We start from the raw sequence: 15,994 nt of genomic DNA, 5'->3' as shown, positions 1-15,994 counted from the left end.
GGACCGTGAAACGACTCCACGCCGATGATAGTGCGGATACCCGTGTGAAAGTAGGTAATCGTCAGGCTCCTCATGCTTCAAACAAAAACCCCACCCCAAAAAGGTGGGGTTTTTGTGTTGGGACGTGAAAATCTAAATCGCAATTAAGCCAGCAGAGGCGTAACGGCGACCATCAACGGGCGAGGAATTTCTCCGCCAGTCTTACCCAGTACGACGATCCGATCGATAACAAATCATCATTAAAGTCGTAGCTGGCGTTGTGCAACATGCACGGCCCCGCGCCGTGTCCTTGCTCCCGGTGCCCGCCGTCGCCGTTACCTAGAAACGCATAACATCCGGGCTTTTCGAGAAGCATGAACGAAAAGTCCTCGGCGCCCATCGTCGGCTCGACGGCGCTATCGACCTTATCCTTGCCCACCACTTCTGCCATAACTTCCGCCGCGAATCTTGCCTCTTCAGGCGAATTGATCGTCGGCGGATAGTTTCTGTGGAAATGAGTTTCCACCTCGCAGTCGTAGGCCGCTGCGGTTGCATCGGCGATTTTGCGCATGCGCGCCTCGATTAGATCGAGCGTCTCCACCGTAAAAGTACGCACAGTTCCTCCGAGCCAAGCCTGATCGGGCACCACATTGGCAGCCTGGCCAGCGTGAATCTGCGTAATGGAAAGCACGGCCGTATCGATCGGCTTCTTGCTTCGCGTGATGATGCTCTGAAGCCCGTTCGCGATCTGAACCGCCGTAAAAACGGGATCGCGCCCGTTATGTGGCAAGGCCGCGTGCGAACCGGTTCCTCGAATGGCGATGCGAAACTCGTTGCTCGAAGCCATGATCGGCCCTTCGACGACACCAAAATGCCCCGCCGGAATGCCAGGCCAGTTGTGAATGCCGAACACCGCATCGACCGGAAACCGCTTGAAAAGACCATCTTCGATCATGGCCTTCGCGCCCGCGCCGCCTTCCTCAGCCGGTTGGAAGATGAAGACGACCGTCCCATCGAATTTGCCGTGCCTGGCGAGATATTTCGCCGCGCCGAGCAGCATCGCCGTGTGACCATCGTGGCCGCAGGCATGCATACGGCCGTCGTTCGTCGATCGATGGCCGAATGTATTCAATTCCTGAATGGGCAGCGCGTCCATATCCGCGCGCAGCCCGATCGAGGCGCTGCCGGCGCCGCGCTTCAACACGCCGACGACGCCTGTCTTGCCCAATCCCCGATGCACTTGGATTCCCCAACTTTCGAGGCTCTCGGCAACCAGTTTTGCGGTGCCAACCTCTTCATAGCGCAATTCGGGATGGGCATGGATCGTTCGTCGGAGCGTCTTGATCTCGTCGTGCGATGCTTCGATTTCTGGGATCAGATTCATTTGAACTGCTCTCACGTTTGAATTCGGATTGCGCGTATTGACCGCGCCTGGTCGTTCCATTCTACGCCGCCGCTATTTGCGCCATCGGACGGTCGATCGCATAGCGGCCGTAATAGAATTCCGTCATCTGCCGCTTTTACTTCGATTTACGGACTTTCCGATGAACGCTCCAGCCGAGTTTGCCCGAGCCGTGTGCCCGCACGATTGCCCCGATACTTGCGCGATGCGCGTAACGGTCAAAGATGGAAAAGCGGTCAAAGTCAGCGGCGAACCTGATCATCCACCGACGCAAGGTGTGTTGTGCACAAAGGTCACGCGCTATGCCGAGCGTACGCATCACAAGGATCGTCTTCTGACTCCGTTGCGTCGAATCGGCAAAAAGGGCGAGGGTAGATTTGAGCCGATCGGCTGGGACGAAGCGTTGCAACTCGCCGCCGAACGCCTGCAGCCTATCGCCCGGCGCACGCCTGAAGCCATCGTTCCGTACAGTTACGCGGGCACGATGGGCCTGGTGCAAGGCGAAAGCGTCGCTGCCCGATTCTTCAACGTGCTTGGCGCATCGCGACTCGAACGCACGATTTGTGCGGCCGCGGGCGCCGCCGGCCTGCGCTACACGTACGGCGCGAGCCTCGGAATGCATTCCGAGTATTACGAAGAGAGCGAACTCATTCTGATCTGGGGCGCGAATCCGATCGCGTCGAGCCTGCACTTCTGGACGCGCGCGCAGGAGGCAAAGCGTCGTGGCGCGAAGCTGATCGCGATCGATCCGTACAAGTCGCTCACGGCGGAAAAGTGCCATCAGCACATCGCGTTGCGCCCGGGCACCGACGCCGCGCTCGCGCTCGGCATGATCGACGTGTTGATCCGCGAGAATTTCATCGATCACGAGTATGTGAGCGCGCATACCGTCGGCTTCGATGAACTTGCGGCGCGCGCGGCGCAGTATCCGGCTTCGCGCGTGGCGCAGATCTGCGGCATCGACGAAAAGGTCGTCATCGAACTCGCCCGTGCTTTCGGATCGACGAAGAAGGCCGCAATTCGCCTCAATTACGGCATGCAGCGCGTGCGCGGTGGCGGCAATGCCGTGCGGGCGATCGCTTGCTTGCCGTCGTTGACTGGCGCGTGGCGCGAGCGCGCCGGAGGCCTGCTGCTTTCGTCGTCCGGCTGGGCGCCGATCGACGGCACCGCGCTCGAGCGTCCCGATTTGCTGCCGGGCTGGCCCTCGAAGCTTCCGCGCGCGATCAACATGAACGCGATCGGCGACGCGTTGCTGCATCCGGGCGACGAAGCATTCGGGCCGAAGATCGAAGCGCTGATCGTCTACAACTCGAATCCCGTTGCGGTCGCGCCCGATTCGGCGAAAGTCGAGGCGGGCTTCGCGCGCGAGGATCTGTTCACGATCGTGCTCGAACACTTCCAGACAGATACCGCCGATTACGCGGACCTCGTCTTTCCCGCGACGACGCAGCTCGAGCATCTCGACGTCCACAAGTCCTACGGGCACACGCACGTAATGGCGAATCTGCCGGCGATTCCACCCGTCGGCGAAGCGCGCCCGAACACTGAAATATTCCGCGGACTCGCACGCGCCCTGGGCCTTACCGAGCCGGCGCTTTTCGAGACCGACGAGCAGATCGCATCGAAGGCATTCCGCTGGAACGACCCGACGCTCGAAGGTCAGAGCTGGGACACGTTGAAGGCGTCCGGCTGGCTGAAGCTCGGAATCGCGGAAGCGCCGCTGGCCGAAGGCGGGTTCCGCACCCCGTCGGGAAAATGCGAGTTCTATAGCGAGCGCCTGAAACGCGAAGGTCTCGATCCGTTGCCCGATTACCTGCCGCCGTACGAATCTGCGGACGGATCGCCGGATCTGGCGGCCCGCTATCCGCTCGCGATGATTTCGCCGCCCGCGCGCAACTTCCTGAACAGCAGTTTCGTGAACATCGAAAGTCTGCGGGCGGCGGAGCGCGAACCGCATCTCGATATTCACCCCGCCGACGCGCAAGCGCGCGCCATCGCCGATGGCGCAGTCGTGCGCATCTTCAACGATCGCGGTTCGATGCAGGCCCGCGCGCGCGTGACGGACCGCGCCCGCGAAGGCGTCGTCGTCGGCTTGTCGATCTGGTGGAAGAAGCTGTCTCCCGATGGCCGCAACGCCAATCAGGTGACGAGTCAGGCGCTGACCGACCTCGGGGGCTCGGCGACGTTTTACGACTGCCTGGTGGAAGTGGAGCCAATGCATTGACAAGCTTCGGAGCGGCGGACTCGGACGGGTTTGGTGGAAGGCGTCTAACCCGATTGTCGGAGACCGGCCGAAAAGCTAGGATCTCGTTTCCGCACGATCATTCTAAAATCATATAAAGGAGACGCCGTATGGAGAAACCCTGGCTGAAGTCTTACCCGGCCGGCGTGCCTGCGGAGATCGATCCATCCGCGTATCGGTCCGTTTCGGAGCTGCTCGAGGACAGCTTTCGCGCGAATCGCGATCGCCGCGCGTTCGTGTGCATGGGCCAGGCGATCACGTACGCCGAACTCGACGCGATGTCGAGAAAGCTGGCCGCGTGGTTCCAGAAGCGAGGAATGAAGCCGGGCGCGCGCGTCGCGCTGATGATGCCGAACGTGCTGCAGTATCCGATCGCGATCGCGGCGGTATTGCGCGCGGGTTACATCGTCGTCAACGTGAATCCGCTTTACACGCCGCGCGAACTCGAGCATCAGCTCAAGGACAGCGGCGCGGAAGCAATCGTCATTTTGGAGAATTTCGCCGGCACGTTGCAGGCGGTCGTCAAGAACACGGCGATCAAACATATCGTCGTCGCGGCGATGGGCGATCTCATGGGTTTGAAAGGGGTGCTCGTCAACTTCGTCGTGCGCAGCGTGAAGAAGATGGTGCCAGAGTGGAAACTGCCTGGCAGCGTCCGCTTCAACGAAGCGCTGAGCGAAGGCGGCCGCGGCACGCTCCAGCCGGTCACCCAAAGTCCCGATGACGTCGCGTTCCTGCAGTACACCGGCGGCACGACGGGCGTCGCGAAAGGCGCGACGCTCACGCATCGCAATCTGATCGCGAACACGCTGCAGTCAGAAGTGTGGCTCGACCCGGCCCGTAAGCGCCGTCCCGACATCGATCAGTTCGTTTGCGTGGTCGCGCTGCCGCTTTATCACATCTTCGCGCTGACGGTCTGCGGCATGCTCACGATCCGTACCGGCGGCCTTGGCGTGCTGATACCGAACCCGCGAGATATCGCCGGAACCATCAAGGAACTGAAGGGCGTTCCCATCAACACATTCCCGGCCGTCAACACGCTCTACAACGCGTTGTTGAATCATCCAGACTTCAACAAGCTCGATTTCTCGAAGCTCATCGCTGCGAACGGCGGCGGGATGGCCGTGCAGGAAGCCGTCGCGAAGCGCTGGTTCGCGGCGACCGGCGTGCCGATCGTCGAGGGTTACGGCTTGTCCGAAACCTCGCCGTGCGTGACCTGCAATCCGGTGACGGCGACCGAATACACGGGCACGATCGGCTTGCCGCTTCCGTCCACGGAAATCTCCATCCGCGACGACGACAACAACGAAGTGCCGCTCGGCCAGCCCGGCGAGATCTGCATTCGCGGCCCGCAGGTGATGACGGGCTACTGGAATCGTCCCGACGAAACCGCGAAGGTGATGACCCCCGACGGCTTCTTCCGCTCAGGCGACGTCGGCGTGCTCGATGAGCGCGGCTACGTGAAGATCGTCGATCGCAAGAAGGACATGATTCTCGTCTCCGGCTTCAACGTGTATCCGAACGAGATTGAAGATGTTGTCGCGATGCTGCCCGGCGTGTTCGAAGTTGCCGCGGTGGGCGTGAAGGATCAGGCGTCGGGCGAAGCGGTGAAGCTCTTCATCGTGCGCAAGGATGCGAGCCTGACGGAAGCGGATGTCATCGCGTACTGCAGGGAACGGCTGACCGGCTACAAGCGTCCGCGCATGATCGAGTTCCGCAACGAGTTGCCGAAGAGCAATGTCGGCAAGATCTTGCGGCGGGAATTGCGCGACGGCCGCGCGTAGCGGCTGCATCGTCCAAAGCGAAAAGCCTTCGTGTCGCGAGATGCGAAGGCTTTTTTGTTGCCCGCAGCGGAACGAAAAAAAGGCGCCCGAAGGCGCCTTTCAGTGCGTACTGCTTTGTTACGACCTTATTAGAACTTGTGGCGGATACCGACAACAGCGGCAACCTGGTTCGACGTCGACGACGCCGACAGGCCGTTGATGTTCGCAACCGCAGGGCGGTTCAACGAATCCGTGCCGCTTGCGTGCTGGTAGATACCGTCGATGTACACGTCCGTGCGCTTCGACAGGAAGTAGTCCGCGCCGAGCATGCCTTGGTGGTACTTGGCATCGGCCAGGCCGTAACCCTTCGTGTAGTCATATGCCACGCCCAGCAGCAGGGCCGGGGTCAGCTGATACTTGAAGTTGATTTCGGCGTTATGGAACTTGCCCGAGCCGCCCGTGTAGCCAGCCGGGTTCAGGCCAGCGCCTGCTTCGTTGTTGACGTCCTTGAACTGCGTGTTGCTATACGTCGCGCCGATGGTCGCTGCGCCGAACGTGTAAGCACCGCCAGCCGAGATGACTTGCTGCGTCTTGGCCGATGCGAAGCCCGAGTACACGCGGCTCGACATGTTCGAAGCCGTAGGCGTCGTGGCAGCGTTGCGGCTCGTGGCGTTGTTGCCGAAGAACGAGTAGTTCGGGTCCTTGACGTTCAAGTAGCCCGCGCCCAATTGCAGCGGACCCTGCGAGTAGCCGAGACCAACCGACCAGATCTGGTTGCGGTTGAACTGGCCAGCTTGGCCGCCGAGGCTGTACAGGCCGCCGAACGTGAAGCCGGCGTAGTTCGCGCTCGTGTACTTGATCGCGTTGTTCACGCGATTCGAGTTGTTCATGTTGTCCAGGTCGCCCGGGTGCGCGCCGAAGTACGACGCCCACTGGCTACCGACTTCGAATGCGCCGGTGTAGTCAACCACGGAGTCGTACTGGCGACCCAGCGTGACCGTACCGAATTGCGTCGAGCCCAGACCGACATAAGCCTGGCGGCCGAACAGGTCGCCGCCTTGGCCCAGCTGGCCGTTGAACACGTTGAAGCCGCCTTCCAACACGAAGATGGCCTTCAGACCGCCACCGAGGTCTTCCGTGCCGCGCAGGCCCCAACGGCTACCTTGCAGGTTGCCGCTGTTCATGGAGTACAGCTTTTGGCCGTTGCTGTTGTTGTTGTACGCGAAGCCAGCGTCGATGATGCCGTACAGCGTCACACTGCTCTGCGCATGTGCGGCGCCTGCGAATGCGCCCAGTGCGGCGAGAGCGAGAAGCGACTTTTTCATTGATTGAATCTCCAAGGAGTGTTTGCGACTTTTGGCAAGGTCACTGTTCTTAGCGCCAGTGTGTTGACGGTCCCTGCCTGCTTCTTAACGAAGGTGACACGTAATGTAACAAAGAGGCTTTAACGGACAAAGGAAAAGGGGCTGGTCCACCGGACTCATGTGACGTTTACGCAACAGCCGCTAAAATGTTGGTTTTGCAGGATATTTGCGACCCGTGTTTGCCCTAATTACCAAAACAGGTGCTTCATAAGGGGCGATCGGGCGGTCGACGGCGTCAGGTTGGTGCCATATTCGCGATCAGACTTCGAGCCTGTAATCCGGAGAAATCGCACATGCTCCGTGGCCGCTGAACGCGGTATCCGGCAAGCCCGCGCCCCTTCGGCGCCAGTCGATGTGCGCTAAAATTCGCGTTTTCCGCGAGCGTCCGCTCCGTCTGCGGACCATGAAGAGAGAGGTGACACCATGACGCTCGATGAAGTCATCAGCGAATTCGATCGAGGCTTGCGGTCCATGACGGGCGTGAGCCGCATGTCGCGTCCGATTCCTGAATCGACGATGTCGCCTCTGGACGCGACCGGCGATGTCCTCTCGGAACAATCGCAACTCACCGAAGAAGAACGCGCCCATTCGGCCGGACTGATGCGCGTGAATCACGTTGGCGAGGTCTGCGCGCAAGCGCTTTATCAGGCGCAGAAGCTCGCCACAAGCTCGCCGGAGCTCAAGGCCAGTTTCGAGCGAGCGGCGCGTGAAGAGGAAGACCATCTCGCGTGGACTTCGACGCGGCTGAAAGATCTGGAATCGCGGCCGAGCCTGCTGAACCCGTTGTGGTACGCGGGTGCGCTGGCGATCGGTTTCGTCGCGGGGCGCTTCGGCGATCGCGCGAGTCTCGGCTTCATGGCCGAAACCGAGCGTCAGGTCGAGCAGCATCTCGATGGCCACATGAAGACCTTGCCCGTCAACGATCACGCATCCCGCGCGATCGTCGAGCAAATGCGTCTCGATGAAAGCGCGCACGCCGCAGCAGCCATCGGCGCTGGTGGGAGCGAGGTTCCGTTTCCGGTGCGCGCGTTGATGCGCGCAGCTTCCAAAGTCATGACGCGCACGGCCTATTACATATAGTGTGACAAAGCCTCGTTCGCTCGCTTGCCGGGTCGAGCGAGGCATTCGCCGCCGAAACTCATCATCGAATCAAAAAACGGCTGTAAGAACCGTTACATTTCCCTCATTTCGCCTGCTCTTTTCACGTACTACCTTCACATCCCGCACTAGCTCTCTAATTCATAACGGTTTTCTCTTTTGCCGTTACTTCAAGCTCCTGCGCTAAGTCCTTGTTCTAGCAAATAAAAAGCACTCGAAAAAAAGGTGCGCGTCTTGACCGAGGAAATGCGTTCCTCTAAAGTGGGAGACAGTGTGAGAAAGTGGTCTTTTGTGTGATTCACAACCCATTTTCGAGCAAAACTGGAGAGGGACGGGCGTCGTGGTGGGCGTCCGAAAACGGGGAGAAGGGCGAGTGTTCCAAGGGGCGTCGGCGCTGACGCTCGATGCGAAAGGGCGGATGTCGGTTCCGTCGCGCTATCGGGAAGCGCTGCAAGGGCAGGCAGAAGGCCGGGTGACGCTCACGAAGAGCCCGGATGGATGCCTGTTGCTCTTTCCCCGCCCGGAGTGGGAAGTCTTCCGCGCCAAGGTCGCCGCGCTTCCGATGGAAGCCATGTGGTGGCGGCGCATCTTTCTCGGTAATGCAATGGATGTCGAACTCGACGGCAACGGGCGCGTGCTGGTCTCGCCCGAGCTGCGCGCTGCCGCGTCGCTGGAAAAAGAAGTGACGCTGCTCGGCATGGGCGCGCACTTCGAGTTGTGGGACTCGCAGACTTACGCGGCGAAGGAAGCTGCGGCCATGGCGCAGGGCATGCCCGACGCGCTGAAAAACTTCACTTTCTGACGCGGCGCTGAACAACATGGCTCCTGCGATGGGAAATGAACTGCAGCATCGCACGGTGCTGCTGAAGGAAGCGGTAGACGGGCTGCTCACGCGCGCGGACGGCATCTATATAGATGGCACTTTCGGGCGCGGCGGTCATAGCCGGGCGATTTTGCAGCGACTGGGTGACGCGGGGCGGCTGATCGCCTTCGACAAGGATCCTCTCGCGATCGCCACGGCGCAACAGATTCAGGATTCGCGCTTTTCGATCGTGCACGACAGCTTCGCGGCGTTGCGCGACGCGGCGAGCGAGCGCGGAGTAGGGCGGGTGTCGGGCGTGTTGCTGGACCTAGGCGTGTCGTCGCCGCAGGTGGACGACCCGGAGCGCGGCTTCAGCTTCCGCGCAGAAGGTCCGCTCGACATGAGGATGGACCCGACTCGGGGCGAGTCGGCGGCAGAGTGGCTCGCGCGTGCCACGGTGCAGGAAATCACGGAGGTCATCAGAGATTATGGGGAAGAACGGTTTGCTTTTCAGATTGCAAAGGCGCTTGTTGCTCGCCGGGCAGAGTCCGACCGTCTTGGGCCTCTCGACAGCACGCGCGAGCTTGCCGAAATCGTGGGTCACGTCGTCAAAACCCGTGAAAAGGGCAAGGACCCGGCAACTCGCACCTTTCAGGCTATACGGATTCACGTCAATCAAGAGCTTGCGGAGCTGCAGGTAGTACTCGAATCGGCATTGGCATTGTTGGAGCAAGGGGGGCGGCTGGTCGTGATCAGCTTTCATTCACTCGAAGACCGGATCGTCAAGCGGTTCATGCAGGCGCACGCGAGCGCGCCGGCGGTGGACCGTCGTTTGCCGATCCGCGCGGTCGATCTTCCCAGCCCGCCGCTGCGCGTGGTCGGCCGCGTGTTTCCGAGTGATGCCGAAGTCGCCGATAACCCGCGCGCCCGTTCCGCGGTGATGCGTATCGCCGAGCGGATCGCGCCATGAATCGCCTCAACATCTTCCTGCTCATCATCGTGCTCGGGTGCGCGCTGTCGGTCGTCAGCTCCACCAATCAGCAGCGGGAGATTTTCATCGACTTGCAAAGGGCGCAATCGCAAGAGCGTCAACTGCAACAGGATTACGCGCAGTTGCAGTACCAGCAGAGCGCGTTGTCGAAGACATCGCGCATCGAGCAGTTGGCCACCAACTCACTGAAAATGCAGCCCGTGACGACCGGCCGAACGCAATATCTCACCTACGACACGGCCGCCAACAAGGCCGCCGACGCACCCATGCCGCCGCCGCTGCCGGCGTCGGCGCCGCCTGCACGCGGAGCCAAGCGATGAAAAAGTCCGCGAAGCAGAAAGACATCGCTCACACGCCGAATCCGCTTCTCGCCGTGCGCCTGCCCATGTGGCGCTCGAAGCTCGTCGTGTTCCTGCTATTCATGGCGTTCGTCGCGCTGGCCGGGCGCGCGTTCTGGATTCAGGGCCCGGGCAACGCGTTCTTCAAGAAACAGGGCGAAAGCCGCTATCAGCGCACGCTCGAAATGCCTGCGACGCGCGGGCAGATTCGCGACCGTAACGGCCTCGTGCTCGCAACGAGTTTGCCGGTGAAGGCCATCTGGGCGATTCCCGAAGCCGTGCCGAACGATCTCGGCGCGGACAAGTTCGCGCAATTGTCCAAACTTCTCGAAATGCCGGAAAAAGAGCTTCGCGCGAAGCTCTCGATGGACAAGACCTTCGTCTATGTGAAGCGCCAGGTGCCGCTCGAAGTCGCGCAGAAGGTCGCCGCGCTCGACATTCCCGGCATCTATTCGCGCGGCGAATACAAGCGCTTCTATCCGGAAGGCGAAATCACCGCGCACCTGATCGGCTTTACTAACATTGAAGACAAGGGACAGGAAGGCGTCGAACTCGGCGACCAGAACGTCCTCGCCGGCACGCCGGGCATGCGCCGCGTCATCAAGGACCGCATGGGCCATATCGTCGAGGACGTCGACGAGCAAGTCGTGCCGCACAACGGCGCGGACGTCGAACTTTCGATCGACAGCAAGATTCAGTACATCGCGTACACGAACCTGAAGGCCGCCGTCGAGAAGACGAAGGCGAAGGCCGGCGCGGCAATGGTCATCGACGTGAAGACGGGCGAAGTGCTCGCGCTCGTCAACTATCCCACGTACAACCCGAACGATCGTTCGCGGATGACCGGCGAGCAGTTGCGCAACCGCATTCTCACGGACACCTTCGAGCCGGGCTCGATCATGAAGCCGTTCACCGTTTCGCTCGCGCTCGATCTGCATCGGGTGACGCCGAATACGCTCGTCGAAACGGGCGGCGGCGTGTTCGTGCTCGACGGCGCCCGCATTACGGACGATTCTGGCTTCGGCACGCTCACCGTCGGCGGCGTGATTCAGAAGTCGAGCAATATCGGCGCGACCAAAATTGCGATGCAATTGCGTCCCGAGGAAATGTGGAACATGTACACGAGCATCGGGCTCGGTCAGGCGCCGAAAGTCGGTTTTCCGGGCGCCGTGACCGGGCGTCTGCGCCCGTGGAAGAGCTGGCGACGCATCGAGCAGGCGACGATGTCGTACGGCTACGGCCTGTCCGTGTCGCTGTTCCAGCTCGGGCGCGCATACACGGCCATCGCGAACGACGGCAAGATCCTGCCGGTCTCGATTTTCCGCACGGCGGGCGATCAGCCGCCGCTCGGTCAGCAAGTGTTTTCGCCGACTACCGCGCGCGAAGTGCGTGCGATGCTCGAAACCGTCGTGTCGAAGGGCGGCACGTCGCCGGATGCGGCGGTGGCCGGCTATCGCGTCGGCGGCAAATCGGGCACGGCGTACAAGCATGCGGGCCACGGCTACGACCATTCGAAGTACCGGGCATCGTTCGTCGGCATGGCGCCGATGCCGAATCCGCGCATCGTCGTGGCCGTATCGGTGGATGAACCGACGGTCGGCAGCCACTTCGGCGGTCAGGTGTCGGGTCCGGTGTTCTCGGGCATCGTCGGCGATACCTTGCGCGCGCTGAACGTGCCGCCCGATATGCCAGTGAAGCAAATGGTCGTGACGGACGATTCGAACTCCGCCACGCAAGCGGCCGCCAAGCAGCCGGCGAATACGAACAACGCGAATACCGCGAAGAAATTCGCGGTGTCGAGCAATACGAAGACGCACCCGGGAGTCGTGCGATGAGCGCGCAAACCCGACAGAGCAAGATGCAAAAGGACGTATCACAAGCCGTTCAATGGCTGCGCGCCCACGCGCAGCCCGAGGCGCAATTGCACGCCGACACGCGCTCGCTCAAAAGCGGCGACGTGTTTCTAGCCTATGCGGTCGACGGCGCGGACAACCGTCCGTATCTCGACGCCGCGCTCGCCGCAGGCGCGGCTGCGGCGCTCTATCAGCCGGAGAATTTCGCGGGCAAGCCGGACGCGTCGAAGACGCTCGCCGTGAAGGCGCTGAACGAACTCGCGGGCCCGATCGCATCCGCGTGGTACGGCGAGCCGACCGCGTCGATGCTTACCGTCGGCGTGACGGGCACGAACGGCAAGACTTCGTGCAGCCAATGGATCGCGACTGCGCTCTCCGCGCTCGGCCGTCCGTGCGCCATCGTCGGCACGCTCGGCATCGGCATGCCGGGCAAGCTGGTGCATAGCGGCTTCACCACGCCCGACGCGCCGCAGCTTCAGCGCAATCTTGCGCAATTGAAAGCTCAGGGCGCGGAAGGCGTCGCGATGGAAGTGTCGTCGCATGCGCTGCATCAGGGGCGCGTGAACGGCGTAGATTTCGATATCGCCATCTTCACGAATCTCACGCAGGATCATCTCGACTACCACGGCACGTTCGAGGCGTACGAAGCGGCAAAGGCGCGTCTTTTCGCGTGGCCGTCGCTGAAGACGGCAATCGTCAATCGCGACGATGCGGCCGGTCAGCGTCTGATCGAATCGCTGCGCGGCAAGGTGCGGACGATTGCCTACGGCGTCGAGATGCCCGCCGATGCCGCGCCGAGCGCCGACGCGTTCCTGCTCGCAACGCAAGTCCGCGCGACTGCGACCGGCACTGCGTTTCATCTGTCGTCGGACTGGGGCGAAGCCGATGTCGAAGTCGGCACGCTCGGCACGTTCAACGTGAGCAATCTGCTTTCCGTGCTCGGCGTGCTGCTCGAAGTGGGCGTGCCGTTCGATGCCGCCATCGCGCGCATCGAAAAGCTCGAATCGGTCAACGGCCGCATGGAGCGTCTCGGCGGACGCATTCAGAGCGACGAGCCGCTCGTCGTGATCGACTACGCGCACACGCCCGACGCGCTCGACAAGACCCTCACCGCGCTGCGCCCGATCGCCGAGGCGCGCGGCGGCGAGCTCGTCTGCATGTTCGGCTGCGGCGGCGACCGCGACGCCACCAAGCGTCCGCTGATGGGCGAAATCGCCGAACGCCTCGCGGATCAGGTCGTCATCACGAGCGACAACCCGCGCAGCGAAGATCCCGTCGCGATCATCGATCAAATCGCCGCCGGCATGAGCGAAGCCGCGAAGGCGCGCCGCGTCGAAGACCGCGCGAGCGCGATTCTGCAAGCAATACGAAGTGCGGCGCGCGAGGACGTCGTCGTGCTCGCCGGAAAAGGGCACGAAGCCACGCAGGAAATCATGGGCAAGAAGCGCGCGTTCTCGGATCAGGATCACGCGCGTCTCGCGCTGGCCGCACGCGCCACACAACAACGCGGAGGCGGCGAATGACGATGTTCACTTTGCGCGAAGCCGCCGCGATGATTCCCGGCGCCGTCCTTAAGGGCGATGCGGGTATCGCCATCGCGCGCGTCGTCACGGACAGCCGCGGCGTGCAGGCCGGCGATCTGTTCGTCGCGGTGAAGGGCGATCGCTTCGATGCGCATGATTTCCTCGATCAGGTGGCGAAGAGCGGCGCGGCTGCTGCGCTCGTGTCACGCGACCCGAGCAACTCCGGTGCCTGGCCACTTCCGGTCATCAAGGTAAAGGACACGCGCGCGGCGCTCGGTGCGTTGGCGCACGGCTGGCGCAAGCGCTTCACGATGCCGCTCGTCGCGGTCACGGGCAGCAACGGCAAGACGACGGTCAAGGAGATGATCGCGTCGATCTTCGCGGCTGCGGTCGGCGAGGAAGCGCGCCTCGCGACGGCGGGCAACTTCAATAACGACATCGGCTTGCCGCTCACGCTGTTTCGTCTGAAGGCGTCGCACAAGCTCGCGGTCGTCGAACTGGGCATGAATCATCCGGGCGAAACCGAAGTGCTCGGCAAGATCGCCGCGCCGGATGTCGCCGTCGTCAACAACGCGCAGCGCGAGCATCAGGAATTCATGGCGACGGTCGAAGCGGTCGCGCTCGAGCACGCATCGGTCATTCATGCGCTAGGCGATACCGGCACGGCCGTGTTTCCCGCCGACGACCAGTACGCCGTCTTCTGGCGCACGGCCGCGACCGGCAACGCGATCATCGATTTCGCGCTGACCGCCGATGCATCGCAGGCCGCCGTCACCGGTACGCTCGAAGGCACGACGGTCCACATGCAAACGCCGCAGGGCGCGGTCGACATCGCGCTGAACGTGCTCGGCGAACACAACGCGCGCAACGCAATGGCGGCGACCGCGGCAGCGCTTGCCGCAGGCGTTTCGCTCGATGTCATCAAGCGCGGTCTCGAAGCGTTCGAGCCGGTTAAAGGCCGCTTGCAGGTGAAGCGCGCGATGCTCGGCGCGCTCGCCGGCGCGACCGTCATCGACGACACGTACAACTCGAATCCCGATTCGATGCGCGCCGCGATCGACGTGCTCGCATCGCAGGCAACGCCCCGCGTGCTCGTGATGGGCGACATGGGCGAAGTCGGCGAGGAAGGTCCGGCGTTTCATCGCGAAGTCGGCGCGTATGCGGCGGAGTGCGGCATCGATGCGCTCTTCGCGCTCGGCGCCGCGAGCGTCGATTCGGTGAACGCATTCAACGCGGCCGCATCGAAGCAAACCGCGCAGCATTTCGCCGATGTCCGCGAACTGCTCACCGCGCTCGAACAGGCAGGCTACGGCAACAAGGCCACGTATCTCGCGAAAGGCTCGCGCTTCATGAAGATGGAGCGCGTGGTGGATGCCTTGACGAGTCCACAACAACCCGCAGCGGGCCATGCGCCCGCTGCACATTGATTCACTGAAGAGAAGGACCAGCATGCTACTCGCACTCGCGCAATGGCTTCAGAATGACGCCAGCTTCATGCGCGTGTTCACCTACATCACGTTCCGCGCGGTGGGCGCCACGGCAACGGCGCTTCTGATCGGTCTCGTCTGCGGCCCGTGGGTCATCCGCAAGCTGACCTTGCTCAAGGTCGGCCAGGCCGTGCGCAAGGACGGCCCGCAGACGCATCTCGTGAAGTCCGGCACGCCGACGATGGGCGGCGTGCTGATCCTCATCGGCATTGCCATTTCCACGTTGCTGTGGGCCGATCTCACGAACCGTTTTGTGTGGATCGTGATGCTCGTCACGTTCGGCTATGGCGTGATCGGCTGGGTGGACGACTATCGGAAGGTCGTGCACAAGGATCCGCGCGGCATGTCGTCGCGCGAGAAGTATTTCTGGCAATCGGTGATCGGCCTGTTCGCGGCGGTGTATCTCGCGTTTTCCGTGTCCGAAGCGAACAACGCGCGCGTGTTCGATCTCTTCATGGCGTGGGTGCGCAGCGGCCTCTCGATGGGCCTGCCCGCGCGCGCCGACCTGATGCTGCCGTTCCTCAAATCGATCACGTATCCGCTCGGCGTGTGGGGCTTCATCGCGATGACCTACTTCGTCATCGTCGGGTCGAGCAACGCCGTGAATCTCACCGACGGCCTCGACGGCCTCGTCATCATGCCGGTCGTGCTGGTCGGCGCGTCGCTCGGCGCGTTCGCGTATGTGATGGGCTCGTCGGTCTATTCGAAGTACCTGCTGTTCCCGCACATTCCCGGAGCGGGCGAGCTTTTGATCTTCTGTTCCGCAATGGGCGGCGCCGGTCTCGCGTTTCTCTGGTACAACACGCACCCCGCGCAGGTCTTCATGGGCGATGTCGGCGCGCTCGCGCTCGGCGGCGCGCTCGGCACGATCGCGGTGATCGTTCGTCAGGAAGTCGTGCTGTTCATCATGGGCGGCGTGTTCGTCGCGGAAACGCTTTCCGTGATGCTGCAGGTCTTCTGGTTCAAGTTCACGAAGCGCCGTTATGGCGAAGGCCGCCGTTTCTTCAAGATGGCGCCGCTGCATCACCATTACGAGCTGTCCGGCTGGACCGAGACGCAAGTCGTGGTGCGCTTCTGGATCATCACGTTGATGTTGTGCCTGTTCGGTCTGTCGACGTTGAAGTTGCGTTGATTCATTCAAGTTTCGGTAAA

At 62.1% G+C, this 15,994-nt stretch carries 12 protein-coding genes; 10 read left to right on the top strand and 2 right to left on the bottom strand.

Features of this window, described 5'->3' with window-relative positions; genetic code table 11:
• Positions 1 to 172: 172 nt before the first annotated feature.
• Positions 173 to 1,363, bottom strand: coding sequence for a M20 aminoacylase family protein (locus NCS03_RS12200; protein ID WP_250529215.1), 1,191 nt, complete (start codon positions 1,361 to 1,363; stop codon positions 173 to 175).
• Between the two features lie 160 nt (positions 1,364 to 1,523).
• Here NCS03_RS12200 and NCS03_RS12195 point away from each other — a divergent pair, with 160 nt between their 5' ends.
• Both NCS03_RS12195 and NCS03_RS12190 read left to right on the top strand, forming a co-directional pair.
• Entirely contained in the window at positions 1,524 to 3,605 is a 2,082-nt protein-coding gene (locus NCS03_RS12195; RefSeq protein WP_250529214.1) for a molybdopterin-containing oxidoreductase family protein, read from the top strand.
• 128 nt (positions 3,606 to 3,733) lie between these two features.
• Positions 3,734 to 5,407, top strand: coding sequence for a long-chain fatty acid--CoA ligase (locus tag NCS03_RS12190; protein ID WP_250529213.1), 1,674 nt, complete (start codon positions 3,734 to 3,736; stop codon positions 5,405 to 5,407).
• A 128-nt stretch (positions 5,408 to 5,535) separates the two neighbouring features.
• Here NCS03_RS12190 and NCS03_RS12185 read toward each other — a convergent pair whose 3' ends face one another.
• Positions 5,536 to 6,711, bottom strand: a complete 1,176-nt coding sequence (locus NCS03_RS12185; protein WP_008343007.1) for a porin — start codon at positions 6,709 to 6,711, stop codon at positions 5,536 to 5,538.
• A 462-nt stretch (positions 6,712 to 7,173) separates the two neighbouring features.
• Between NCS03_RS12185 and coq7 the strand changes: the two genes are divergently transcribed.
• The 8 genes from coq7 (at position 7,174) to mraY (ending at position 15,974) form a co-directional block, all read left to right on the top strand.
• Positions 7,174 to 7,830 carry a 2-polyprenyl-3-methyl-6-methoxy-1,4-benzoquinone monooxygenase gene (gene coq7, locus NCS03_RS12180; protein ID WP_034471434.1) on the top strand — a complete coding sequence of 219 codons (657 nt, stop codon included), beginning with the start codon at positions 7,174 to 7,176 and terminating at the stop codon, positions 7,828 to 7,830.
• A 391-nt stretch (positions 7,831 to 8,221) separates the two neighbouring features.
• A complete protein-coding gene (gene mraZ / locus NCS03_RS12175) occupies positions 8,222 to 8,650 on the top strand; it encodes a division/cell wall cluster transcriptional repressor MraZ (RefSeq protein ID WP_008343002.1) in 429 nt (142 codons plus the stop codon).
• A gap of 28 nt (positions 8,651 to 8,678) precedes the next feature.
• Positions 8,679 to 9,620: a 16S rRNA (cytosine(1402)-N(4))-methyltransferase RsmH gene (rsmH, locus tag NCS03_RS12170; RefSeq protein ID WP_008343001.1), complete on the top strand. Its 942-nt coding sequence runs from the start codon at positions 8,679 to 8,681 to the stop codon at positions 9,618 to 9,620.
• A complete protein-coding gene (gene ftsL, locus NCS03_RS12165) occupies positions 9,617 to 9,961 on the top strand; it encodes a cell division protein FtsL (protein WP_008342999.1) in 345 nt (114 codons plus the stop codon). Before rsmH ends, ftsL begins: the two co-directional genes overlap by 4 nt.
• The gene (locus NCS03_RS12160) at positions 9,958 to 11,814 is read left to right on the top strand and encodes a peptidoglycan D,D-transpeptidase FtsI family protein (RefSeq protein ID WP_008342998.1); all 1,857 of its coding nucleotides are present in this window, start codon (positions 9,958 to 9,960) and stop codon (positions 11,812 to 11,814) included. Before ftsL ends, NCS03_RS12160 begins: the two co-directional genes overlap by 4 nt.
• Positions 11,811 to 13,355 carry a UDP-N-acetylmuramoyl-L-alanyl-D-glutamate--2,6-diaminopimelate ligase gene (locus NCS03_RS12155; protein WP_244807651.1) on the top strand — a complete coding sequence of 515 codons (1,545 nt, stop codon included), beginning with the start codon at positions 11,811 to 11,813 and terminating at the stop codon, positions 13,353 to 13,355. The genes NCS03_RS12160 and NCS03_RS12155 overlap by 4 nt, the downstream gene beginning before the upstream one ends.
• The gene (locus NCS03_RS12150; protein WP_250435212.1) at positions 13,352 to 14,782 is read left to right on the top strand and encodes a UDP-N-acetylmuramoyl-tripeptide--D-alanyl-D-alanine ligase; all 1,431 of its coding nucleotides are present in this window, start codon (positions 13,352 to 13,354) and stop codon (positions 14,780 to 14,782) included. Before NCS03_RS12155 ends, NCS03_RS12150 begins: the two co-directional genes overlap by 4 nt.
• Before the next feature lie 22 nt (positions 14,783 to 14,804).
• Positions 14,805 to 15,974, top strand: a complete 1,170-nt coding sequence (gene mraY / locus NCS03_RS12145) for a phospho-N-acetylmuramoyl-pentapeptide-transferase (RefSeq protein WP_008342993.1) — start codon at positions 14,805 to 14,807, stop codon at positions 15,972 to 15,974.
• Positions 15,975 to 15,994 lie beyond the last annotated feature (20 nt).

The organism is Caballeronia sp. ATUFL_F1_KS4A, from assembly GCF_023630905.1.
Taxonomy (GTDB): Bacteria; Pseudomonadota; Gammaproteobacteria; order Burkholderiales; family Burkholderiaceae; genus Caballeronia; species Caballeronia zhejiangensis.
The sequence above is the reverse complement of the archived record's forward strand: the minus strand, read 5'-3'. Positions and strand labels throughout refer to the sequence as shown.